Consider the following 23490-nt stretch of genomic DNA (forward strand, 5'->3'; position numbering starts at 1 on the left):
CAAGATATCAATTGTCATAGTAGATACTCTGGATTCCAAGAATCCGCACGACTTGAGCGCCCTGCCACTCTCGTTTGAGCGCTACCACTGCCAGCAACTTGTTCGATGTAGCATCCAGGTTCTTCTTGGCCACAGGAAGAAAGATCGACACCTGACTGGCAAGCGTTGCCTCTACAGGGATCTCATACTGCTCTGCGCGATAGCACTCCATGTGCAAGACGTTGCCAATCAAGTCTTTGATAATGAAATACTCTCGTGAAAAGTCCTCATTCTGAGGCAATTCGGCTTGGCTCTTGTCCCACAGCAACTGCCCTTGGGGGGTCACCTTCGACAGTGCGAGCCGCACATCCGCACTTGAGATCCGGTGCTCTGCGGTGAAATCCAGTTTTGCAATCAAATTGTTCAAGAGCGCATTGATTTCGTTCTCTCCGGGCGTGGCGCCATCCAGGTGATGAGCCAGCAAGGATACGGCCAGAAACTTGCTGCCGGTGCCTTTGCCACCCCATCCGAACTCTCCTCGATTGGCATGCAGGTCTCGTCGTCCTTCCAGCAGATGCTTACGTGACGATTGGAGATCAAAGCAGATAACCAGCCTGACCCCTTCGACAATCCTCAATGAATACTCGAAATCAGGCTCTTCCTGATAATGCTGTGTAGGCATGACAATACGTTCGTATATTTTGTTTATATACACTTTATTGTTCGCTACATCGGCCTCATACATGCCATTTTCAATGCTATTGAAGATCACCTGCGAACTAAGATTTCGGTACTTTTCATAGGTTCTTTTCTTGGTGACAGAGAACACATAATTATCCCCCCTGTCCTCGAAGCATTGAACAATTTCTTTGGCCGAAAAGAAGTAGGTCAGGTCATTACCCTGATCATCCTGGGAGTGGATCAAGCAAAAAAACTCGCAGCGGGGAACCTGTTGATCCAATACATAATGCTTTTGGATACGCACCGGATTTTTCTTCTGGAAGTACTTCGACTGCACAATACCGAAGCACTGGATGCCACCAGCGGCAGCCCTGATGGACTCAAGATCGGTCTGCGGAAACTGCACCAGAAAATCTGCGCCATCCACATCGGGGGTGCGCTTCAAAACCCAGAATCGTTTCAACAACAGCGCCGATGTTTTCTGCTCACCGATACTGCCATTGATCTCCTGTACACCTAGCCCCATGCCTACGCCCCTGCCCGCCTGATTGATGGAAACTCCATTGCCTCCCCCGGCCGGAGCAAGCGGTCAGGGGAGGTTGATTATCCATCAATCGGCATAGCTGAGGACGCCCCTGCTACCAAGGCATCAGTTGCAGCCGTTCCTCCTGGTTGTTCACGCTGTCGTCCTGCTTGCGGGTCAACAGCGGCGCACCGTCGGCGCCGTAGAACTGCACCACCAACTCGGCGCTGCCGGGATGCAAGTCGAGACGGGCGAAGTTATCGGCCTGGGTAAAGGCCCAGGTGTGGTAATCCATGGTGTGCGTACCGTCGAGAAGCGCAAAGCTATCGGGCGTCTGCGGCGCCGTTGAGTCGTGCACGTAACCGGCCGGGTCACCGTCGGCAAAGGGAAAAGGCCAGTAGAAGGCCGACGAGGTGACGGCATAGGACTTCAGGGCCTGCCCCGCGGCACTGAACGCCAACCGGGAAATGTTCGAGCAGTGAATGTCTCCGGACAGGAACACCACGTTCTGCACCTGGTGCTCGATCATGGTTTCCAGCACGGCGCGCCGCGTGGAGGGGAAAGCCGACCAGGAGTCGCTGTCATTCTTGTGGCGCACGGCATCAGAATCTGTGCCCACGGTATCCACGCCGTTGGGCACAAAGACGCTGGAAGTGACCACGAACTTGGGGATGTTGCCCCGATCCTCCTGCATGTGCCGCAACCAGGCACACAGCCGGTCGAGCTGACCCGGTTCGCTGGGGTGCAGTGAAGGACGGCCCAGCAGATGGTTGTCCTCCAGGGCATCGGGCACATCATCGAGAAAGCGCTGGGTACGGGTGTCGAGCACGAAGAACGGGTAGTCGCCACAGGAGAAGTCGTAGAACAGCTGGTTGGTCTGCAACTGCTGCAGGTACTTGTCGTCACCGGTCATGGCCCGGCCATGGACATAGCTGTCGGCAAAGCGGGGTCCATGGCTCCACTGGTAGCTCATGTAGGCGCCCATGGCGAGGTTGAACAGCAGGCGCTTGTCACGGTCCTTGCGAATCCGGTCCTGGGTCCAGTTGTCCTCGATCTCGTGGTCGTCGAGGATCATGTAGGTGGGCAGGTGGGCCAGCAATTGGCGGATGTTCGGCGAGCCGAAAGCGCTGTGGTAGCGCTCCTCGAATTCCTCGAAAGTATCCGCCAGCCCCACCGGCACCAGGCGGTTGAACAGGTCGGCATAAATCTGATCGCCCACCATCAGCACCAGTTGCGCATCCCCATGGTCGGCCAGCATCGACCCGAAGATGGTGTCGGAATGCTTGCGTTTCCACAGCAGCCCCGGGTAGCGGCAAGACCCCAGCAGAAAGCTCAGGGGCGCGGGTTTGGCGCCGGCACTGGCGCGGGTTGTGAACTCGGCTTCGACATACATCTTGTCGGCCCCGGTGCGGTTCAGATCATTGGCCCAGGCGCCAGGCTCGGGCAGGCGATGCACCACCGACTCGCTGGACACATCATCATCGTTGCTGCCCGCGTCATCGACGTTGAGCGACGCCATGCGCACCCGATACCGGGTGTCAGGCGTCAGCACAAAGGGCTTGAGCTGCTTGCGCACAGCCTGGTTGCTCCACAGGCTGGTGTCGACACCGAGATTGAAAGTGCCGGTACGGTGGTACTCGCGTCGCAAGCGAAAATAGAAGATGTTGTCCGCCGCGACCCGGCCATTGCTGCCCACCACGCCAATCACGCCGATGGTGCGGATATCCTCCGCCACGCCCTTCTCGTCCAGGGCATCGGAGGCGGCGATCCATAAACGGCAGGACGTATCGGTGGTGTGCCCGACAATCGGGCCTAAAGAAGGGGTGCGAAGTGTACTCACGGTGACCTGCTCCTTGGTGGGGTGTGCAGGCCAAGCTTAGTTCGGGCGCGGCAACCGACAAGCCCGATCAGGCGCCTCGGACAACCGGTCGAAACAGGCGACAATCAGCGCCAGCAGCATCAGAACGGCAGCGACCGCAAAGGTCCAGTGCATGCCACGGGCCACCGCCGCGACATCGGCAGGACCGCCCTCGCCCGGCCGCGACATCACGGCAAACAACGCCCCCATGGCGGCCGCGCCGCTGATCAGGCCAAGGTTGCGTGACAAGCTCAACAGGCCCGCCGTCAGCCCCCGTTGCTGCGCTGCCACGTCGAGCATCACCAGGCTGTTGTTGGCCGCCTGGAACAGCGCATAGCTGGCGGTCACCAGGGCAATGGGCAGCAGGTACCCCGCCAGCCCCAGGCTCACGGGCAACAGCGCCAGCAGGCACAGACCGAAGAACATGCCCAGCAGCCCGAGCCGGCACAAGAGCCGGGCGCCGAGCCTATCCACCAGGCGTCCGGCGGGTACCCCGCTCAGGGTCGCCACCAGCGGCCCCAGGGACAGGCACAGGCCCACCCAGACAGTCGCCAGCCCCAGCCCCTGGGACAGATAGAAAGGCCCGATCACCAGAGTGGTCATGATCACCGTGGACACCAGCAGGCTCAGTAGCAGGCTGCGGCGCAGTTGCGGCCGGCGCAGCAAGGCGGGCTGAAACAGCGGCGCGGCCACCCGTCGCTCTACCCACACCAACAGCACGCCCCCACCCACCGCTACCGACAACAGCCCCAGGTTCAACAGCGCCAGCGGGTTGTCCCCCAGGGTCAGGGCCAGGGCATAGGCACCCAGGCTCAGGGCCAGGAGCAGCGTCCCGGGCAGATCGAAAGCGCTGGCTGAGGTGGCTTTGGGGTCCTGTGGCAGGCAACGCCAGGCCAGCAGCCAAGCCAGTAGCCCCAACGGCACATTGACCAGGAAAATCCAGCGCCAGCCGACGCCGGCCAGCAACAGGCTGCCCAGGGACGGACCCAGAGTGGTGCCCAGGGCCGACAGGCTGCCTAGCACGCCCATGGCCGTTCCCGTGTGAGCCTTGGGTAGCGCATCGCCCACCAGGGCCATGCTCAGGGCCAGCATCAGGGCCGCCCCCAGGCCTTGCAGGGCCCGGGCCGCCAGCAGCCAACCAAGGCTTGGCGCCAGACCACAGAGCAGCGAAGCCAGGGTGAACAGGGCGATCCCGCCCAGCAGCACCCGGCGCCGGCCCAGCAGGTCTCCCAGGCGCCCGGCGCTGGCAATCAAGGTGGTGATCACCAGCAGGTAGGCCAGGACAATCCACTGCACCTGCTGGAAGGATGCCTCCAGGCTCCGGGCCAGGCTCGGCAGCGCGGCGTTGGCAATGCTGGTGTCCAGGGACGGCATCAGCGTCGCCAGCGACAGGCTGGCCAGGGCCCAGCGTGCACGGGGTTGAAGCGCGGGACGGTTCGACTCAAGGGTGGACATTGCGCAGACTCCATCAAGGCATTTGCCCGCCAGCCTATGTCCGCGCCAGACCTGGCGGAAGACGCAGGCTTTGCAGTTAATTGATGCATGCAACGCCATGTCAGCTCTGGGCGTGCTAGATTCCGCCCATGTCGACTCCCGATCTGAATCTGCTGCTGACCCTGGACGTACTGCTGAGCGAAGGCAGTGTGGCCCGGGCCGCCCTGCGCCTGAACCTGAGCCCATCGGCCATGAGCCGGGCCCTGTCCCGCCTGCGCCAGGCCACCGGTGACCCGTTGCTGGTCCGCGCCGGACGAGGCCTGGTGCCCACGCCCCGGGCACTGGAACTGCGCCAGCAAGTCGGACCGCTGGTGGAGCAAGCTCAAGCCGCCCTGCGCCCGGCCGAGCAGATCGACCTCAGGCAACTGGTGCGCACCTTCACCCTGCGCAGCCGCGACGGTTTCGTCGAGAACTTCGGCCCGGCCCTGGTCAACCGCCTGCGGGCCGAAGCGCCCGGGGTACGGGTGCATTTCGTGCCCAAGCTGGACCGCGACAGCAAGCCCCTGCGCGAGGCCAGCGTCGATCTGGAAACCGCAGTGATCGATGCCGACACCAGCCCCGAGTTGCGCACCCGGGCGCTGTTTCGCGATCGCTTTATCGGCGTGGTGCGCAGCGACCACCCCTTGAGCCGCGGCCCGGTGAGTCTCGACCACTACCTGGCCGGCCAGCACATCCTGGTGTCCCACCAGGGCCACGACCATAGCCGCATGGACGATACGCTGCAGGCCCTGGGCCGGCAGCGGCAGATCGTCACCCTGGTCAGCGGTTTTTCCGCGGCCCTGGCCCTGGCCCGGGGTTCGGACCTGATCGCCTTGGTGCCCGAACGCCACACCAGCAACCTGCGAGAAGGCCTGCACAGTTTCCGCCTGCCGGTACCGCTGCCGGAGCTGACCATTTCCCTGCTCTGGCACCCGCGCATGGAGGCCGACCCGGCCCATCGCTGGTTGCGCCAATGCGTCCACGAACTCTGTAGCGACACCACAGATACCCTACCCGGCGGCCACCACCGCTGATGCCCCTTGATCCTCGAGACCCTGCAATGCCCTCACCCTCACTCGCTGTACCCGTTGCCCGCCTCAAGTACCTGCCCGCCATCCTCGCGCTCCTCTGGGGGCTGTCCCTGGCAATCGTCCGGGCCGGGCAACCGATGGAGTATTTCTGGGAAAACTTTGCCGCCTACTGGCTGCCCCAGGGGCTGATCCTCGGCCTGCTGCTGTGCACCCGGCCCACGCCGGCGCTGTTCACCGGAGTGGCCCTGGCCCTGGCCGCGCACCTGCAGCTGTTCAGCCTGTGGATCAGCTCCCCGGAGGACTCCATGGGCTGGCTGTTCTACCTGTTGGACTTTCCCGGCGCGCTGATCGGCGCCGCCATCGCCCGTTTCCTGGCCACGCGCGTGGCTCCCGGCAAGCCACTGATCAATGGCCTGCTGGGGGTCGGCTGGGTGTCGTTGGGGCTGTTGCTGAACCTCAAGCTGATGATGTCCAGCCAGGTCTGAAACGGGCCGGCGACTGCGGCCCGGGGGACTGAAACCCGCCCGGACCACTGACGGCCCGGGCAGGCAATGCCTCAGCTGTGGCCCTGGCTGAGGTGCGACAAGCGCCCGGACAGGGCCTGCATGGCCTCGCTGACCTTGTCCAGGGCCTGGGCGTCCCGGGCGTTGTCCTCGCTGATGCCGTGGATGCGCACCGCCAGTTCGTTGATCTCCTGGGTCACATGGCTCTGCTGCTGCGCCGCCACGGCAATCTGCTGCGCGCGCTGGGAAATATCGTCGAAGCTGGTGACGGTGCTCGACAGTGCCTGCGACGCGCCGGAGGCCTCGCCCACGGCTTCACGGGTCCGCGCCTCACCGGCCTGAATCGCCTGGACCGCCTGACGTGACGCCTGCTGCAAATCGCTGATCATGCCGCTGATCTCGTTGGCCGAGGTCTGAGTCCGGCCGGCCAGGGTCCGTACTTCATCCGCCACCACGGCAAAGCCGCGGCCTTGCTCCCCGGCCCGAGCGGCCTCGATGGCGGCGTTGAGCGCCAGCAGGTTGGTCTGCTCGGAGATGGCCTTGATCACATCCAGCACCGCGCCGACCTGCTGGCTGTCCTGTTCCAGGCGCTGGATCACCGCAGTGGCCTCGGCCATTTCCGTGGACAGCTGCTGGATCGACTGACTGTTGGCCGCGACCCGCTGCTGGCCGTCCTGCACCACCACCAGGGATTGGCGGGCGGTGTCGGCGCAGTTGTTGGTGTTCTGCGCCACTTCAAGAGCACTGGAGGACATCTGGGTAATGGCCGTGGCCAACTGGGTGTTTTCCTGGCGTTGCTGCTCGGCGCGCTGGGCCAGGGTGCTGCTGAGCTCACCCAGGCGCGCGGCTTCGTTCTGCAACTGCTGGGCTTCGCTGGCGATCTTGTGCAGCATCTGCCTCAGTTGCCCGGCATAGCGGTTCACCGCACCGCGCAAGGCGCCGATCTCATCGGCCCGGGCCACGTGCAACTCGGCGTTGTCCGTGGCCTGACCACGGCCCAGGGCATCGATCTGCTGGGTGGTTTCCTCCAGTTGGGCAATCAGCTTGTGCCCGGCCAGCCAGGCGAAGAACAACAGCAGCGCCAGCAACGGCAGCAGGAACAGCAGGATCTCGGTGGTCATGGCCCGAGCCAGGCCGGTGACCTTCTGCTCGGGGGTCACCAGGCCGATGGTCCAGCCACTGCCGGGCATGCTGAACAGGCTGACCCGCGCCGCTTCCTGCAGCCGGCCATCCTCTGCCAGATCCAGGCTGCGCACCTGCCCGGCAGGCGCCGCCTTGGCCAGGGCCTCGGCCACCGGATGCAGCCAGGGCTGCTGCTTGCTCAAGGCGTCGAAGCTGAGCATCTGCCCACCGGCACTGGCCTGGGCATCGGGGAAATACAAGACATTGCCGGCCTGATCCAGGGCAAAGGCATAACCGCCGGTGACCGCGCCCTGTTCCTTGAGGAAACGCGCCAAGTCATCCAGGCGCAGGTCGATGGTGGCGACCCCGGCGAAGGCGCCGTCCTGACGATAGGGCACGCTGCACGTGGTCATCGGCACCTGGGTCACCGGGTCCTGGTAGGCCTCGGACCACAGGCAACGCCCCGGCGCACTGTTGCGCGCACCGGAGTACCAGGCTTCATGGTGATAGCCGGCGCTGCCGGCAGCGTTGTAGTCATCGGAGAACGCCAGGGGCCCGGCATCGCTGCGCGCCCAGAAGAAGCTGCGGCGCTCGACCCCGGCAGTGAAGGCATTGGGTTCCGGCCAGATGCCGCCCCCGGCGATCGCCTTGTCGCCTTCGTGGTCGATCAGCTTGGGCAAGGTGGCCATCACCAGCGCCTGCTCCTTGGGCAAACCTTCCACCAGATGGGCCATGCTGGCCGTCACCCCTTCGATCCCGGCCAACTGCAAGGCCAGTTGCCGGACGATGGCACTGCCGGTCTGTTCAATCAGGGCCGAGCTCGCCGCCACCACTCTGGGCTGCCCCCGCAAGGTCATCACGGCGAACACCGCCAACGCCGTGAACAGCAACAGCAGCACACTGCCGAGGGTCAAACGATGAGACAGACGAACCGGTAGCAAGGCCATGACGAACTCCGTATCAATAGGCATGCAGAGCTTATCGACCAGGGTCATGGATCACTTGAGAAAAGAGTGACGCCGATCACGTTTTGTGTGACCAGAATGTGTGTATGAATTCCCGCGACCGGCTCGGCAACGGCGCTGATGGCAGCACTCGCGCTCGACAGAGTGTGTCCGGCCCTGCACCAAGAGTTCAATCGGTGGACGAATGCTCGCAGCTGCGAATGACCGTCACCGTCTTGCCCCGGCCAGCGCCAGGGAGCTACCCAATCACTCGGGCATCAACCTTCCAGAACCAGCATGAACTGGCTGAACCGGTCGATCCCGTCCTTGGACAACTGGAGCCCGGTCTCGCCCATCCGCGACATCCACTTGCCGTTGTCGCCGCGCAGGGAAACCTGCCCGCTGGCGGTATCGATGGCATAGGCGAATTGGCAATACTGATCGATGCTGTCCTTGGACAACTCCAGCCCCGTCGCCCCCATGCGCGACATGAACTTGCCTGTGTCGCCCTGCAGCGCAAGTTTCTTGTCGGTGCCGATTTGCACCAGCACCACCCGGAACTTGCAGTATTGGTCGATGGAACCCTTGGACAGCTCAAGCCCGGTCGCGCCCATCCGCGACATATAGTTGCCCGAGTCGCCGCGCAGCGAGATGACACTACCGTTTTCAATGACACGTTGTGGAATGACGATCATGGTTGGCACTCCTTGCTGATTGGATGTGTTCCTGTCTGTCGCGGGGCCTGAAGCCACCGTGTCATCGGCCTCCCTGAGCAGGAGGTACGACGCCCGGCAAGACTTGCCGCAGGCGCAGTGTAGTTGAGCCCCTGGCGGCGCTCGGGATGGCCGCAAGACAACAGGACCAACGGTTGCCGTGGTCCTGGAACACTCAGATCAAAGGGTTATGCAAGGTGGGCGGCAGACAACCCGAGGCGATAAGTGCACGGGTTGCAGCGGGGCAGCAAGCGACTGCCCGACAGTCTCACGAAAGCGGCCCAGGCAAGACCGCGTCGACTGTTTTCAATCCGGATTGGCGTTCATGTAGCGCGAGTAGTTCTCGACGTAGTCGGTGAGGTTCTCTTCCAGCATCAGGCGGAACTCCTCAAGGAAATAGTCCACCGCCTGCTGCTTGGACGCCGCCAGTTCCTCGGCATTACGGCAGCCGCAGGCGCTGACCCAGGCGCTGAAGCGCGCGTTGGCGTACATCAGCGAAGCGCTGGCCTTGCCCCGGCTGCTGTCGGCGATGTGGGAGTTGGTCAACTCGATGATGGCATCGGCGCGGTTGTAGAAATCCTGATCCGGTTCGTTGGCCACGGGGCGTTCCTCTGGCTGGTAGGGAAAATAAGGCGCCGGAGTATAAGAGGTTTGCCGCCGCGAACCGATTATTTTCACCCCGCCCACTCCCCCATCACCCCGGAAACCGGCTGGACGCTGAACAGACCTTGGTCCCCCTACGGCAAACCTTCGCAGGCAAGCCCGCGCCAGCACAACGGCCTGTTCGATGCCGTGGGCCGGGGCCTTAGCGGCCTGGTGCCGGCAACGCCCGCAGGTATTCGGCCAGCAGCGCTTCGCTCTTGCCCTGGGCCAGCACCACGCTGTTATTGGCCGCTTGCAGCGCCTGCTGCAGATGACGCTCGCCCTGCTGCCGGTCGCCCTCCAGGAAGGCTTGCAAGGCCAGGCAACGCGGTCGCAGCCAGGGTGCGTTCCAATCCACTTCGGCGCTCATCGGGGGGCTGTTCAAGGGGGCGACGTCACGCTGCACAAAAGCGCGGCAGAAGGCCAATTCGCTACGCAACAATTCGATCAGGCCACTCATGCCGTTCAGCTCCGTCGCCCGGGCCACCAGCAGCTGTTCCAGCGCCTGTTCCATCTGCACCGCGGCCGGCCAGTCGCCCTGATCCTGCAGGGCATTGAGGCGACAGCCGAAAGCGAGCAGCGGCCCGGGCATGGCGCCTTCGGCCAAACGCTGCAGATCTTCCTCCGGCAACTCCGCGCTGGGCACCCCGGCCACGGTCTGGGCCAGCAGGCGCGCCTGGGCCAGTTCCGGGCGTTGATCGTCGCGATGCATAAACCAGCCCAGCAGGAGCATGCCGTCGCTGGGCGACACCCGCCAGGCCGGCATCAGGTTCCCCAGGCCCATGGCCAGATTGATCGCGGCGAACGCCAGGGCCATGGCCCCGGGCACCCCGGACCAGGACAGCCCGAGCCCCAGGGCAGCGGCGCCCAGCAGCAGGTTCAGCAGCGGCCCGCAGAGGACCACCACCATCCACTGCCGCCGCAGCGGGCGTTGCAGATTGCTCACGGCAATCACATAACCGCCCAGGCGATTGCGCTTGAGCTGCGGCGCCCAGCGCAACCGCCAGCCGCGCCGCTGCACCTGGATTTCCACCGCGGCCACCCGCACCTGCAACACCGGCATGGCGCACCCGCGTGCCCCCAGGTAATGCCCGCCCTCATGCACCACCAGCGCGACCACCCCCAGCAGCGACGCCAGGAACATCGCCAGAAAGGGCTGCAACCCGGACTTGATGGTGAACCCCAGTATCAGCGCGGCGATAAACCAGCCACTGAGCAACACCAGGCGTTGCAGAAGCGTCAGCAGTGCGTTCAAGGCCTTGAGCCAGGTATTGCCATCCATTGGGTAAATCCTTGTGAGAAAAACCGACACCAGCGCGGGCGCGCAGACTGCCAGTTTCTCCGGTACACACTCAACTGCCGCTTCAACCTGTCGCCCTCACCCCGCCTACTGCAGAAGCTGGGGGCCGCCAGCAAGCCAGCGCCTGTGCAGATGCGCAGGCCGACGGCGCTTCAGGCAGCAGCCCGGAGTCGGGACACTCCGGGCCGAGGCGGATCAGGATCGCCGCGCTGTCGCTGAGGATACGGCCGTCAGGGTGGCCATCTGCAACAGCGGGTTGAGCCGCGCCAGGGCCTCGCGCCCCGGGCTGTCATCCCAGGCCGTGGCACTCCATCCGCAACAGGTGCGCGCCCAGCGAACGCGACTCGATGCGCACCGGCAGGAACGCTTCAATCACCCGGATATTGCTTTCCAGGTGCTCGGTCATGCACGGCGTGGTGAAGCTGCCGCCGCCGGCCAGGGCCATGGGCAGCAGCAGTTGATCGGCCAGGTGCTCGGCCACCGCCGCGCCGGAGTCCAGCCAGGCGTGGGCCTGATCGATGGCAACGTCGGCGACCTTTTCCGCCCGCAGGCTGTTCTGGCCGAAACCACTGAACAGCTCGGTCAGGTGCTCGAAGGCGAACTCCAGCAACAGCACATTGCCCGGGCCGTATTGTTCATCCAGCTGCACCGGGGTGAGGTGCTCCCGAGGCAGTTCCAGGCGATTGTGCACCCGACGCAACTCGCGCTCCGCCACATGCTCGGGCAGGCCCGCGCTCAGCGCCCAGGCCCGACTCCCCAACAGTGCGCCACGCTCCTCAAGGTGCAGGGGCTGCAGCACCGACGGTTGAACAAAGGCCTCCAGCTCACCACCGCCGGCCGGGACGAAGCCGTGGCGCAGCAATTGCAGTTCCACCCGCCCGCCCATGCGCCGCAGCAACGGCAACCAGGCTTGCTGGAGAAAATCCACCGGCGGCGCCAGGGGGTTGTGGGTGCCGCCGCTGATGCTCACACGGCTGGGCTGCGGCGCATGCAACAAGGCCGGCAGCAGGGTCTGCAGCACCAGGGTGCAGCTGCCCGCAGTGCCGATGGCAAAGCGGTAGTCGCCGCCACGGATCGGCCCCGGTTCGAAGGTCAGGGCCTGGGAGCCGAGTTCGACCCCCGAGGTCTTGGCGCCACAGACCTGGGCCGCGGCCTGCACCGCCGTCAGGTGCTGACGCAGCAGCCCCGGGCGGCTGCGCCGGGCACGAATATTATGAATGCGCAGGGTCTTGCCGCTGAGCATCGACAAGCTCAAGGCGCTGCGCAGTACCTGACCGCCGCCGATGGCGCCGTCCAGTTCGATGACATCCTGTTTCATCTCATTCCTCAGGCGTAGTGCCGGACGGTTTCCCGCAGGTAAGCGTCCAGCAACGCGTTGTCTTCATGGGTACGCGCCAGTTTCGGCACCGGGCGTTCCAGCTCGGCGGCGATAAAGGCGTGCAGTGCCTGGCGCCGCGGTCCGTAGGCGGACTCGTCGGCGCAGCGTTTCAAAACCAGCAGCTCAGCCACTTCGTCCAGCAGTGGCTGATGGTCGACGGTGGTCAGCAGATCGGCAAAGGTCATCGGCGGTCGGCCACGTCCTTGATCGATCCAGCGCACCGCCAGCAACGGCCGCAGCACGTAGAAGTACTTCTTGAAACGCACGCTGTCGCCTTGCAGGTAACCGCGAAAGTTCTTCTTGGCCATCGACAGATAATGATTGCGCGCTGCCGGCGGGCTGTAGAACGCCTCCGCCAGCTCCCGCAGGCGCGCGGCGGCGGTCGGTTCGCTGCGATACACCAGGGGCGAGTCCAGCCATTCCAGCAGGGTCGGGTTGGACTTGCGCAACAGCCCTAGGGTCTTGCGCAGTTCCCAGCCGCTGATGTCCAGCTCGTCATCCAGGGGCCGCTCGATCACATCGCGCCCGGCATCCACCTGGATGAACCATTCGGGCTTTTCCACATAGACGAAACGCACGTCGTAATCACTGTCGGTGGAGGCAAAGCCCCAGGCCCGACTGCCGGATTCGCAGGCGTACAGCACCTGCACATTGCGCTCGCGCTCGATCCGCGCCAGCTCGGCCAATACCCGTTCGCGCATGGCGCTGCTCAGGGGATGGCGCTCTAGGTGTTCCATGATCCTTTTTCCTTGTTCAATCGGTGGCGCTGGCGGCCAGCACACTCAGGGTCCGGCGCACGGGGTTCCACACCGTCAGGCACCAGACGCCCCACCACTCCAGGCCTTCGTCGAAATAGTCACTCCAGGGCTGCAGGTGCGGGCCCATGTCCGGCGCCTGACAGTCCAGTTCCAGGTTGCCTACCCAGTTGATCACCTGGGGCTGCTGTTCGGGGTCCAGCCCCAGCACGTCCAGCCATTGGCCGTAAACCTGCCGCGCCTGCTCGGCGCCGCCAGGGAAATGCAGCCCGTATGGCGGCTGGCGAAACGCCCGGTACAAGGCCAGGTCCTGCTGCTCCAGGTTTTCGCAGACCAGCTGCCGGACCTGTTCCTGGCTGAGCGCCTCAGGCACCGCCCGCTCCTGCTCCCAGCGCATCGACGTCAGGCCGACGTCGGCGTAGCGCGGGTCCTGGCGCAGTGTTTCCCAGCGCTCGCGGCGCTCGGCCATGAGTTGCAGGTACAGGTGCTGCAAGCCCTGGCGATGCAGGGCTTGATCCACCTCAGCCTCGGGCTCGACCGCCAGCACCACAAAATCGAAGACGCAGTACCCCTCTTTCAGTTGCTGGCGCAGCGCTCGGCAGTGTTCATCTTCAATCCGGGTCAACAGTGGCCGCGGCTGCATAAAGGCTCTCTCCATTTTTCAAAGCAGGCGCTTGGCTGAACCTGCGGGCAATTCACCGGCTGCCTCCATCGCCTGCACACGCTGCAACATGGCTTCGCGCAGCGGCTTGGGGGTGACCGGATCGAACATCCCGTAGCGGCTATCGCACCAGCGCGCCAGAGTCTGGCGCCAATAGGCGGCCTCGCTGCCGCCCTGCCCCAGGCGCCACAGCAGGTATTCCAACTGGCGCCAGCCCGGCTTGAGGGCCAGCAGGGCCCAGCGCCGCGCCTTCGGCAGGTCATGCCAGTGCTGGTCGAGACGCTGCTCCAGGACCTCGTCGAAGACTGCCCAGGGTTGCTCGTGCAACAAGCCCAGGGCGCAGTTGAAGACTTTGTCCGAGGCGTCGTCCAGGGCCGCCAGTTGCTCGGCCATGCCACGCTCGCCCAGGGTCTGTAGGGCCAGCAGGCGCACACTCGGCGCCGGCGAGGCCAGGGCCTGTCGCACCATGGCGTCAGCCATGGGTTCCTGCAGTTCCTTGACCAGCCCCAACAGCCCCAGCCAAGCGCGCTTGTTCCGTGGTGCCGGCTGTTGCAGCCGTTGCAGCAACACCTCGCGCGGGTCCAGCCCGTGACGGGGCGCGGCCCAATGGGCCAGGCAACGCAAGGCCCCCGAAGGGTCCAGCAATGCCTGACTCAGATACTCGCGAGGATCGGCCAGCAACGGCAGCAGCAAGCGCAGCGCCTTGACCCGCACACTGGCCCCGCAGCTGTGCATCACCTCTTCCAGCAGGGGCACGGCCTGCGCGGCCGGCAGTTCGGCGCAGGCATCCACGGCCATCTGCCGCACACTGACCTCACTGTGGCGCAGAGCCCGAGCCAGCAGCGCTGCCCGATCCTGCGCCCCTTCGAGCAACAGCTCGAAGACAAAGCGTGCGGCCTTGCCCCGGCAATCACCAAAGGCGCCTTCAACTTCTTCGCGTACCTGGGCCAGCTGCAACACCGAACGCGCCCGTTCCAGGGTCGCGCCGTGGTCGGCGCGCTGTTTGCCGGCCAGGGCCAGCAGCGGTTTCAGGCTCTGCAACAGCAGCTCGGCGCGCTCTGGTGCCAGATACCCCTCGACCGCCGCGGCAGCCTCCTGGCGTACCTGGGGCACCCAATCGTTGAGGCGCTCCAGCAAGGCCGCCAGGGCCTCGGCCGAAGGCTGTGCGGCCAGGCCGCGCACGGCGGCCTGACGCACGAAACCGTTGCCGAAGCGGCTCAGTTCCAGCCAGGCACTGTGCCGATCCAATTCGTCCATCACCTCCCGCACGCGGCGGGCTTCGTAGTCGCTCAGCTGGTAATGCCAGCCGGGCGGCGCCGCTATCAAGGCGTCCATGTCGTCCATTGTTCTACCCCTTAACGCACACCACCTGACGCAGGGTGTGCAGCACTTCCACCAGCTCGCGCTGGGCGTGCATCACTTGGTCGATGTCCTTGTAGGCCATCGGGATTTCGTCGATCACCGCTTCGTCCTTACGGCACTCCACATGGGCGGTCGCGCGGATCTGGTCGGCCAGGGTGAAGGTGTTCTTGGCCTTGGTGCGGCTCATGGTACGCCCGGCACCGTGGCTGCAGGAGCAGAACGCCTCCTCGTTACCCAGCCCGCGAACGATGAAGCTCTTGGCCCCCATCGACCCCGGAATGATCCCCAGCTCGCCCTTCTTCGCCGATACCGCGCCCTTGCGGGTCACCAGCACCTCTTCACCGAAGTGGCGCTCCTTCTGCACGTAGTTGTGGTGACAGTTGACTGCCTCCAGCGCCACTTCGAAGGGCTTGCTGATCACCTTGCGGGTGGCCTGGATCACCAGTTGCATCATCAGCTCACGGTTCTGCCGGGCGAAATCCTGGGCCCAGGCCACGGCTTCCACGTAATCGTCGAAGTGTTGGCTGCCTTCCTCGAAGTAGGCCAGGTCGCGGTCCGGCAGGTTGGCGATATGTTGACGCATATCGGCCTGTGCCAAGTGAATGAACAGGTTGCCGATGGCGTTACCGACGCCACGGGAACCGCTGTGGAGCATGAACCAGACCCGGTTGGCTTCATCCAGGCAGACCTCGATGAAGTGGTTACCGCCGCCGAGGGTTCCCAGGTGCTGGCGGTTGTTGCTGTTGGCCAGGGCCGGGTACTTATCGGTGATCGCCTTGAAGCGTGGGTGCAGCGCAGCCCAGGCCTGATCGGTCTGCTGCGGCACATCACCCCAGGCGCCCTTATCGCGACCGCTACGAGGCGAAGTACGACCGTGAGGCACCGCGGCCTCGATGGCGCTACGCAACCCGGCCAGGTTATCCGGCAGGTCGGAGGCGGTCAGCGAGGTACGGGCAGCGATCATTCCGCAACCGATATCCACCCCGACCGCCGCCGGAATGATCGCGCCTACGGTGGGGATCACGCTACCGATGGTCGAACCTTTACCCAGGTGCACGTCGGGCATCACGGCCAGGTGCTTGAAGATGAACGGCATCTTCGCGGTGTTCATCAATTGCTGGCGCGCTTCGTTTTCCACCGGCACGCCCTGGGTCCACATCTTGATCGGCTTGCCGTTGGCCACTTCCAGCAGTTGGTAGGTTTTGTGTTCCATGTCGTTGACTCTTTTTCCTTTGGCCGCTGATTCGGCCTTGTTCAATAGATTGTGTAGGAGCCGGGGCGCAGCAGACGGTCTCAGGGGCCTCTTCGCTGGCAAGCCAGCTCCTACGGAGTTGCGGTGTTCGGTACAGACGGCGACCAGTGAAGGTGGAACATGCAGCGCGCTCTGCCTCTGAGCTAGTGAGCGGGACTCGAACCCGCGACCACGCTGTCCTGTAGTTCCACCGGCATTCGCCGGGTCAATCGGTGCAGGCCGGGCCTGCGGGCAGCGACAAGGGAACAGGCACATTTGCTCTACCGACTGAGCTACAGCCTTGCGGCTGGCGGGGCTCGAACCCGCGACACCATGTAGTACCTGTGGCATTCGCTGCCATCCCGCCGAGGCGGGGGAAAAGATGCGACGACAAGAGTCGATGGAACAATGCGTTCGTGTTCTGACCATTGAACCACGGCGCCGTTTTCCAGCACCGGCGGGAATCGAACCCGCATCCCGAACCTGGGATGTAGTTCCATCCGCATTCGTTGCAAAAACTGCAAAAAAGGTGGCACGACAAAAGTAGTGACTGATGGCCGGATTCGAACCGGCTTAACCAGGATGTACAGCCACTGGCATTCGTGCCCTCACCGGCCCTGACAAAATTTGCTGAGACGCCTTTGGATGTAGTCACAGCGGCATTCAGGGCCAATGATCAAAAAATCTGTGGTGTGCGCCGGCTGGCCGGCGCACGGTTTATCTCATGTTCCAGCGATCAGAGCGCCATCGCCTCGATTGCCTTGACCCAGTGCTGCGCACCGTAGTTGCCTGCGGTGAACTGCTCGATCACATCGAACACCGCGTCACTGAAGCCGCCGACGTTGAGGATGTCCTCGCGGTCTGGCGCCTGGGTCGTGGCGCCGGGTTGCATGTCGATGCACACCAGCTTCGCCTGCGGGTTGATGGCCCGGATCCGCTCCCACTGGCGCATGGTTTCCGTGGCGCCGTGGCGCCGCGCATCGATCCACGACTCGTTATCCGAGACCAGGATCAGGGTGTCCACGCGGCTCTTGGCGTTGGCCAGCTGCGCCAGGGGCGCCGAGCAGTTGGTCCCGCCTCCGCCGATGTTCGCCAGCTTCTGGGCGTTGCTCATCACGCTGTCCCGCGGGTTGAGGTGGATGTTCACCACCCCCCGCTCGAACGGCATGACCCGCGCCGCCGGCTGCTTGCGCAACACCGCTGCCGCCACCAGGGCCGCCACATCGATGCAACGCACCGCCGTGGTGGCGCCCTGGCGATAGCCGGTAACCGGGCTGTGCATCGAGCCCGAGACATCCGGGCAGACCACCACGTTGCCCGCCAGCGCCGGCACGTTGGCCAGGGACAGCTCCAGGGCATCCTGCAGCGCCTCGCGGACCGCTTGCGGTACGTCCTCGCCGGCCATGCGGTAGGCCGCCAGCAACTGGTACGGGTAGACCCGGGCCTTGGCCACCTCCCCCGCATCCGCCAGCCGCGCCGCCACGTACTCGCTGCAACCCGGCACCTGGAACGCGCCGTGGCGGGCCAGGGTGTTGAGGTTCATGCGCAGCCCCTGCCAGCCCATGTTGCGGGCCTGTGCCGCCCATTGTTCAGCACTCAGCGTCTCGTTGCCGAGCAACTGGAACGGCACCTGCGGCACCTGAGTTGTCGCACCACTGCGAAACGCCAACAGGTCCCGGGTCAGCTCAGGCAGCGCCTGTACATCCACCGGCTTGCCGATCAACCAGGCGAAGAAGGCTTCACGCCAGGCTTCACTTGGCTTGGGGTGAACCATCTTCAGCACGTCCGCCAGGGACGGCTGGTTGCCCACCGAGGCCTGCAGCAATTGACGCTCGGTGGCCGTGTTCAACCAGTTCTGCACCAGACGCTTGGGCTGCGAACCCAGGGATTTGCGCCCGGTCACGCCGCTGCGCAGGATCTGCACGAAGTTGCGCAGCATCTTGCCGTTGTCCACCACCTGGGCGAACAGCTCCGGTACCAAAACCGAGCGTTGTGCGGTCAGCGCCGCCAGCAGCAGCGCTGGCATGTCCTTCATATGGCCTTGCTGCCGAGCGTAACGGGCGGCCTGGGCGACGAAGCGGCTGTCCAGCTCGCTCACCAGTTGCAGCACCGCGTCCAGTTGACCTTCAGGCGAGGTGTAGAAGGTCGAGTTCAGGCAACCGGTGACCGCCAGCTGGGCCAGGCGGTGCTTGGCGTTGTAGGCATAAGCCCCGGCCTTGGAAGCGTTCAGGGTGGTGCTCGCTGGCGCTTTTGCCTGTTGGGTGTTGAACAGCTGGAAGTTGGCCATCTTGGCGTCTCGCTCTGTTGTCTCGTTCGTTGCCAGATACATTGCAGACGCTGTGCCAGCTTTTTATTTTCCAGCAAATTATTTTTTAACTTATTGATTTATAAAGATTTTATTTTCAATCGTTTTTTCGCTGGCCATTCGACAAGACAATCGCCTCGATAATTTTATATCTTTGCTTATCGCTTTTTATCATCAGGTATAAACATGTCGAGCAAGCCCACGGTCGCCATCGGTTTTGTCGGTTCCACCCTCGATCGCGTCGGCAAGGGCGCCAATCGCTGGAGCCATTGGCGCCCCACGGTCGGCCTGTGCCAGCAGCAGGACGTGCTGATCCAGCGCCTGGAACTGATCCACGGCCTGGAAGCCCGGGATATCAGCCTGGCCGAACGGGTGGCCAACGATGTGCGCCAGGTGTCGCCGGAAACCGAAGTGCGCCTGCACCCCATGGGCCTGAACAATCCCTGGGATTTTGAAGAGGTGTACGGCGCCCTCCACGACTTCACCAGCGCCTACCCGTTCGATACCGAGCGCGAGGATTACCTGGTGCACATCACCACCGGCACCCACGTGGCGCAGATCTGCTGGTTCCTGCTGACCGAGGCGCGCTACCTCCCGGCCCGGCTGATCCAGACCTCGCCGGCCCGGCGCCGCGACCCCAGCGAACACGCCACCGGCACCCATGCGCTGATCGACCTCGACCTGTCGCGCTACGACCGCATCGCCTCGCGCTTTGCCCACAAGCGCCTGGAAGGCCTGGCCTTCCTCAAGTCCGGGATCGCCACCCGCAACCCGGCGTTCAACCGCTCCATCGAGCAGATCGAGCGGGTCGCCGTGCGCTCCAAGGCGCCGATGCTGCTGATCGGCCCCACCGGTGCCGGCAAGTCGTTCCTGGCCCGGCGCATCTATGAACTCAAGCGCGGCCGGCACCAGGTGCAGGGACGCTTTGTCGAGGTCAACTGCGCCACCCTGCGCGGCGACGGTGCCATGTCGGCGCTGTTCGGCCATATCAAGGGCGCCTTCACCGGTGCCCAGAACGCCCGGGAGGGCCTGCTGCGGGCGGCCCACGGCGGCATGCTGTTTCTTGATGAAATCGGCGAACTGGGACTGGACGAACAGGCCATGCTGCTCAAGGCCATCGAGGAAAAGCGCTTCTTCCCCATGGGCGCGGACCAGGAAGTGGAGAGTGACTTCCTGATCATCGCCGGCACCCACCGCGACCTGCGCGGCCGGGTGGCCCAGGGCCTGTTCCGCGAAGACCTGTATGCGCGGATCAACCTCTGGACCTTCAACCTGCCGGGGCTGGCGGGACGCCGCGAGGACATCGAGCCGAACATCGATTTCGAGCTGGAACGTCACGCCCGGGAGCAAGGGCAACTGGTGCGTTTCAACCTGGAAGCACGGCGCCGCTACCTGGCCTTTGCCAGCTCCAGCGAAGCGGCGTGGCTGGGCAACTTCCGCGAACTGTCGGCCTCCATCACCCGCATGGCCACCCTGGCCGACAGCGGACGCATCGACCAGGCCCAGGTCGAGGAGGAAATCCAGCGCCTGCGCCACGCCTGGGGCCTGGAAAATACCGAGGATGAACTGCAGCAACTGTTGGGCGACGAGGTAGAGCTGGACCTGTTCGACCGCCTGCAACTCAAGGCGGTGATTGCCGAATGCCGTCGCGCCGACAGCCTGTCGGACGCCGGGCGCCGGCTGTTCGGCGTGTCACGCCTGGGCAAGGCCAACCCCAACGACGCGGACCGCCTGCGCAAATACCTGGCGCGCTTCGGCCTGGACTGGAAGCAACTGTAGCCGCTGCCGCAGGCTGCGCACGGCCCGTAGGGACGCAGGGTTCTCAAGATCGATAGAGGTTTGGCTGGCAATCGCCAGGCAAGGTCCTGCGGACCTTTACGCAGCTTCGCAGGCTCAGCAGCGGCTACAGGGCTGCAGTTGGGACGGCGAAGACGCCACTGGCCCGCGCCACTTGTAGCCCTGATTGACCACGATGCCTATGAGCATCAGCCAGGCAAATTGGCGAAAATAAGTTGCGCCGCGATCGTGGTGATCCTGGGAACAGCAGTAAGATGCGCACCTGCGCACTAGCCGCAATTTCAAGTACTCAAGGAGCCTCCATGCAGCATCAGGACGATCACCCTGCCATCCGCCGCCGACTGGCCTTTGCCTTCTTCGGTGCACTGGCCCTCAGCGCCTGCTCTCCCAGTGATCACAACAGCTCTGCGGTGGCCCTCGGTGGGGCCCAGGGCAAGGCCGGCGCCCTGCTGGCCTACGAGCACGAACTGACCCTGTCCCTGCCTGCCGAGCAAATCGGCCCGCACCTGACACAAACCCGTGAAGCCTGCGAAAAAGCCCAGTTCGGCCCCTGCAACATCTTGCTCCTGGAGCAAGGCCCGTACCGCGCCCGGGTGGTGCTGCGAATCGTTCCGGAGGGGGTCGAGCCCATCGTCCAGCAGGCGTCTCAAGGGGCCGAACTGGGTGAGCGCATCACCAGCGCCGAAGACCTGGCCGATGCCGTGGCCGATGTGCAACGCCAGCAACAGCGACTCAAGGCCCAGCAACAGCGCCTGGATGAACTGGCGGCGCGCAAGGACATCAGCGTCAGCGACCTGATCGCCCTGAGCAAGGAGCAAGCGGGCATCGAGAACGACCTGCAAGCACTCGCCCAGACAGCTGCCGGACAACAGCGTCGCCTGGACACCAACCGCCTGACCCTGAACTTCCTGCCCAGCAACGGCGCCGAACGCGGTTCAAGTCTCAAGCGCGCCTTCAGCAACCTGCTGGACAACCTGTCCGACGGCACAGCCGAAGCCCTGGAGAAAGGCAGCTATGCCCTGCCTTTCGTGATCCTGGCCTTCCCCCTCGCGATGCTGTGGGTGTGGCTGTGGCGCAAGTTCGTCCGCCGTCGCCCCTGACCCCGCCGTAGGAGCCGGCTTGCCGGCGAACAGGACCGCAAGCCTTGCATCGCCCTGGCGGGCGTCTTCGCTGGCAAGCCAGCGCCTACAACGGGCAGGCCCTTGGGGTTACAGCGGCCTTTGCAGGCAGCGCTGGTAGCGTTCATCCACGCGTTTGGCGAACCAGGCGGTGGTCAGTTGGCGGGTGATCTTCGGGCTCTTGAGTTCGATGCCCGGCAGTTGCTGGCGCGGCACGGGTCGGCCCGCCGCGCGGTCGGCCAGGGCAAATACCTGGCGGTACAGCTCGGTCTGTGCAAAGGCCTGGCTGTCACCCTTTTCCAGCTGGGCGCGAATCTGCGGGTTGCGCAGCCCCAGTTGCTTGCCCAGGGTGCGCACCGCCAGTTCGGTGCTGCCGGGCAGGAGCGAGTCATAGCGGATCAGGTCGCCATCCAGGGCCAGCTTGATCCCGCTGAGGCGGCTCACCGCGGCCTGGAAAGCCGCATTGCGGCTGGCGTACCAGCCGGCGTTGAAGTCGGCGAAGCGATACAGCGGCTGCGGGTAGTCCACCGGATAACCCAAAAGGTGGGCGATGCCGAAGTACATGCCACCACGGCGACTGAAGACTTCATGGCGGATCGAGTCCTGCACCGGGTACGGATAACCCTGGGCCTGCTGCTGGGCGAATTCAATGCTGACCTGCATCGGCCCGCCGGTGTGCACTGGGTTGAAGCCACCGAACAGGGTCTTGCCCAGGGGCACCATGCCGATGAAGTCATCGAAGATCGCACTCAGCTCCTTCTCGCTGCGGGCCTTGGCCAGACGCTGGCTGTAGGACTGGCCGTCCGCGCCGCGCACTTGCAGGGCGGCACTGACCAGCAGCGCTGGCACATGCACCTTGGCCGCGCGGCGGTCGATTTCCTCCCGGGCAATGCGCCCCAGGCCCGGCACTGTCGGATCGACCTTGAAGGTGGATTCCTGTTCGGTCACCGCCAGCACCGCGCACAGGTTGCTCTGGCTCGGCTCAAGGCCCTGGGCGCTGAAGGCCACCTGGATATCCCGGGCCCAGCCCGGGCGGTCGCTGACCTGGGCCGGCAGCAGGCGCAGGATGCGCGCCTGGGTCTGCTCCGGGGTCAGCACCGGCACCTGGGGGCCGCGCGAGCTGGCGCAACCGGCCAGCAGCGACAGGCCCAGGCAGCAACTGAGAAGACGAGAGGAAATCATGGGACTCCGCAAGATGGCTGGACGAGGGCCGTGCAAGTAAAGCAGCGGCATGGGGCGTTCGACCAAAGAATGCGAGCGCTGTTCCCGCCACGCCCCTGTAGCCGCTGCCGCAGGCTGCGAACGGCCCGTAGGGACGCAGGGTTCTCAAGATCGATAGAGGTTTGGCTGGCGATCGCCAGGCAAGGTCCTGCGGACCTTCGCGCAGCTTCGCGGGCTCAGCAGCGGCTACAGGCTAAAATCCTTCTATTGGCGGTGTGGCTGGGTGTACTTTGATGACCCCGCCCTCAATGGAGTGACACCCGGATGTTGACCCTGGATTTTCTGCTGACCAGCCTGATTGTCGTGCTGATTCCCGGCAGCGGCGTGATCCTGACCATTTCCACCGCCCTGGTGGCCGGCAAGCGCGCCAGCCTGTTCACCGCCATCGGCTGCACCGCCGGGATCGTCCCCCACCTGCTGGCCTCGATCCTCGGTCTGTCGGCGATCCTGCACACCAGCGCCCTGGCCTTCCAGGGCCTGAAGTTCGCCGGGGTCGCCTACCTGTTGTACCTGGCCTATGCCACCTGGCGTGATCGCTCGGCCTTTGCCGTGGACAGCAACACGGTGAGCCACGGCGCCGGCGCGCTGATGCTCAAGGCCTGCCTGCTGAACATCCTCAACCCCAAGCTGACCATTTTCTTCCTGGCCTTCCTGCCCCAGTTCATCGCCCATGACGGTAGCGATCCGATCCCGCAGATGCTGCTCTTGAGCGGCGTGTTCATGGCCATGACCTTCTTCGTGTTCGTGCTCTACGGCCTGCTGGCCAATCTGTTCCGTACCGCGGTGATCGAGTCGCCCAAGGTGCAGAGCTGGTTGCGCCGCAGCTTTGCCGCAAGCTTCGCGGGGCTGGGCCTGAACCTGGCCTTCGCCCAGCGTTGACCCCGCGGCAGGCG

Annotated in this window: 19 protein-coding genes and 1 pseudogene; 5 read left to right on the forward strand and 15 right to left on the reverse strand. The window is 64.4% G+C overall.

Annotated elements, in window-relative coordinates:
• Nucleotides 1–7: 7 nt before the first annotated feature.
• The 3 genes from PQT43_RS25385 to PQT43_RS25395 all read right to left on the reverse strand — a co-directional run bounded on the left by PQT43_RS25385 (nt 8) and on the right by PQT43_RS25395 (nt 4496).
• Complete coding sequence (locus PQT43_RS25385) at nt 8–1186, reverse strand: DUF6166 domain-containing protein (protein WP_170004897.1); 1179 nt, start codon at nt 1184–1186, stop codon at nt 8–10.
• 112 nt (nt 1187–1298) lie between these two features.
• Entirely contained in the window at nt 1299–3023 is a 1725-nt protein-coding gene (locus tag PQT43_RS25390; protein WP_272754924.1) for an alkaline phosphatase D family protein, read from the reverse strand.
• Nucleotides 3024–3059: 36 nt separating this feature from the next.
• Nucleotides 3060–4496, reverse strand: a complete 1437-nt coding sequence (locus PQT43_RS25395; RefSeq protein WP_102879989.1) for an MFS transporter — start codon at nt 4494–4496, stop codon at nt 3060–3062.
• Between the two features lie 128 nt (nt 4497–4624).
• Between PQT43_RS25395 and PQT43_RS25400 the strand changes: the two genes are divergently transcribed.
• Nucleotides 4625–5548 carry a LysR family transcriptional regulator gene (locus PQT43_RS25400; protein WP_110652950.1) on the forward strand — a complete coding sequence of 308 codons (924 nt, stop codon included), beginning with the start codon at nt 4625–4627 and terminating at the stop codon, nt 5546–5548.
• A gap of 26 nt (nt 5549–5574) precedes the next feature.
• A complete protein-coding gene (locus PQT43_RS25405; protein WP_110595916.1) occupies nt 5575–6030 on the forward strand; it encodes a hypothetical protein in 456 nt (151 codons plus the stop codon).
• A 71-nt stretch (nt 6031–6101) separates the two neighbouring features.
• On the opposite strand, the gene PQT43_RS31545 is transcribed toward PQT43_RS25405, so the two are convergent.
• From PQT43_RS31545 to PQT43_RS25460, 11 genes and pseudogenes are all read right to left on the reverse strand, one after another.
• Nucleotides 6102–7238 (reverse strand): methyl-accepting chemotaxis protein, encoded by a 1137-nt coding sequence (locus PQT43_RS31545; protein ID WP_410897070.1) that lies wholly within the window; start codon nt 7236–7238, stop codon nt 6102–6104.
• Nucleotides 7224–8165, reverse strand: a pseudogene (locus PQT43_RS31550) (cache domain-containing protein); the annotation flags it as partial. The gene PQT43_RS31545 and the pseudogene PQT43_RS31550, both read right to left, overlap by 15 nt.
• A gap of 227 nt (nt 8166–8392) precedes the next feature.
• Entirely contained in the window at nt 8393–8809 is a 417-nt protein-coding gene (locus tag PQT43_RS25415; RefSeq protein WP_047285711.1) for a fascin domain-containing protein, read from the reverse strand.
• Nucleotides 8810–9133: 324 nt separating this feature from the next.
• The gene (locus PQT43_RS25420; protein WP_102864173.1) at nt 9134–9427 is read right to left on the reverse strand and encodes a DUF3144 domain-containing protein; all 294 of its coding nucleotides are present in this window, start codon (nt 9425–9427) and stop codon (nt 9134–9136) included.
• A 205-nt stretch (nt 9428–9632) separates the two neighbouring features.
• Nucleotides 9633–10751 carry a site-2 protease family protein gene (locus PQT43_RS25425; RefSeq protein WP_110595918.1) on the reverse strand — a complete coding sequence of 373 codons (1119 nt, stop codon included), beginning with the start codon at nt 10749–10751 and terminating at the stop codon, nt 9633–9635.
• A 307-nt stretch (nt 10752–11058) separates the two neighbouring features.
• Nucleotides 11059–12087, reverse strand: coding sequence for an RNA 3'-terminal phosphate cyclase (gene rtcA, locus PQT43_RS25435; RefSeq protein ID WP_272754926.1), 1029 nt, complete (start codon nt 12085–12087; stop codon nt 11059–11061).
• Between the two features lie 8 nt (nt 12088–12095).
• Nucleotides 12096–12884: a nucleotidyltransferase domain-containing protein gene (locus PQT43_RS25440; RefSeq protein ID WP_213666082.1), complete on the reverse strand. Its 789-nt coding sequence runs from the start codon at nt 12882–12884 to the stop codon at nt 12096–12098.
• A 16-nt stretch (nt 12885–12900) separates the two neighbouring features.
• A complete protein-coding gene (locus PQT43_RS25445) occupies nt 12901–13545 on the reverse strand; it encodes a hypothetical protein (protein WP_272754927.1) in 645 nt (214 codons plus the stop codon).
• A gap of 18 nt (nt 13546–13563) precedes the next feature.
• Nucleotides 13564–14907 (reverse strand): PBS lyase, encoded by a 1344-nt coding sequence (locus tag PQT43_RS25450; protein ID WP_272754928.1) that lies wholly within the window; start codon nt 14905–14907, stop codon nt 13564–13566.
• A gap of 4 nt (nt 14908–14911) precedes the next feature.
• Nucleotides 14912–16138: an RtcB family protein gene (locus PQT43_RS25455; RefSeq protein ID WP_060838629.1), complete on the reverse strand. Its 1227-nt coding sequence runs from the start codon at nt 16136–16138 to the stop codon at nt 14912–14914.
• A 754-nt stretch (nt 16139–16892) separates the two neighbouring features.
• A complete protein-coding gene (locus tag PQT43_RS25460; protein WP_272754930.1) occupies nt 16893–18443 on the reverse strand; it encodes an RNA-binding protein in 1551 nt (516 codons plus the stop codon).
• Nucleotides 18444–18647: 204 nt separating this feature from the next.
• Here PQT43_RS25460 and rtcR point away from each other — a divergent pair, with 204 nt between their 5' ends.
• Both rtcR and PQT43_RS25470 read left to right on the forward strand, forming a co-directional pair.
• Nucleotides 18648–20240, forward strand: a complete 1593-nt coding sequence (gene rtcR / locus PQT43_RS25465) for an RNA repair transcriptional activator RtcR (RefSeq protein ID WP_272754932.1) — start codon at nt 18648–18650, stop codon at nt 20238–20240.
• 320 nt (nt 20241–20560) lie between these two features.
• The gene (locus tag PQT43_RS25470) at nt 20561–21358 is read left to right on the forward strand and encodes a DUF4349 domain-containing protein (RefSeq protein ID WP_102880000.1); all 798 of its coding nucleotides are present in this window, start codon (nt 20561–20563) and stop codon (nt 21356–21358) included.
• A gap of 108 nt (nt 21359–21466) precedes the next feature.
• On the opposite strand, the gene PQT43_RS25475 is transcribed toward PQT43_RS25470, so the two are convergent.
• Complete coding sequence (locus PQT43_RS25475; RefSeq protein ID WP_272754934.1) at nt 21467–22558, reverse strand: DUF1615 domain-containing protein; 1092 nt, start codon at nt 22556–22558, stop codon at nt 21467–21469.
• Nucleotides 22559–22861: 303 nt separating this feature from the next.
• On the opposite strand from PQT43_RS25475, the gene PQT43_RS25480 reads away from it, so the two are divergent.
• A complete protein-coding gene (locus tag PQT43_RS25480) occupies nt 22862–23476 on the forward strand; it encodes a LysE family translocator (protein ID WP_110595926.1) in 615 nt (204 codons plus the stop codon).
• Nucleotides 23477–23490 lie beyond the last annotated feature (14 nt).

The organism is Pseudomonas sp. BLCC-B112 (assembly GCF_028550695.1).
Taxonomy (GTDB): domain Bacteria; phylum Pseudomonadota; class Gammaproteobacteria; order Pseudomonadales; family Pseudomonadaceae; genus Aquipseudomonas; species Aquipseudomonas danubii.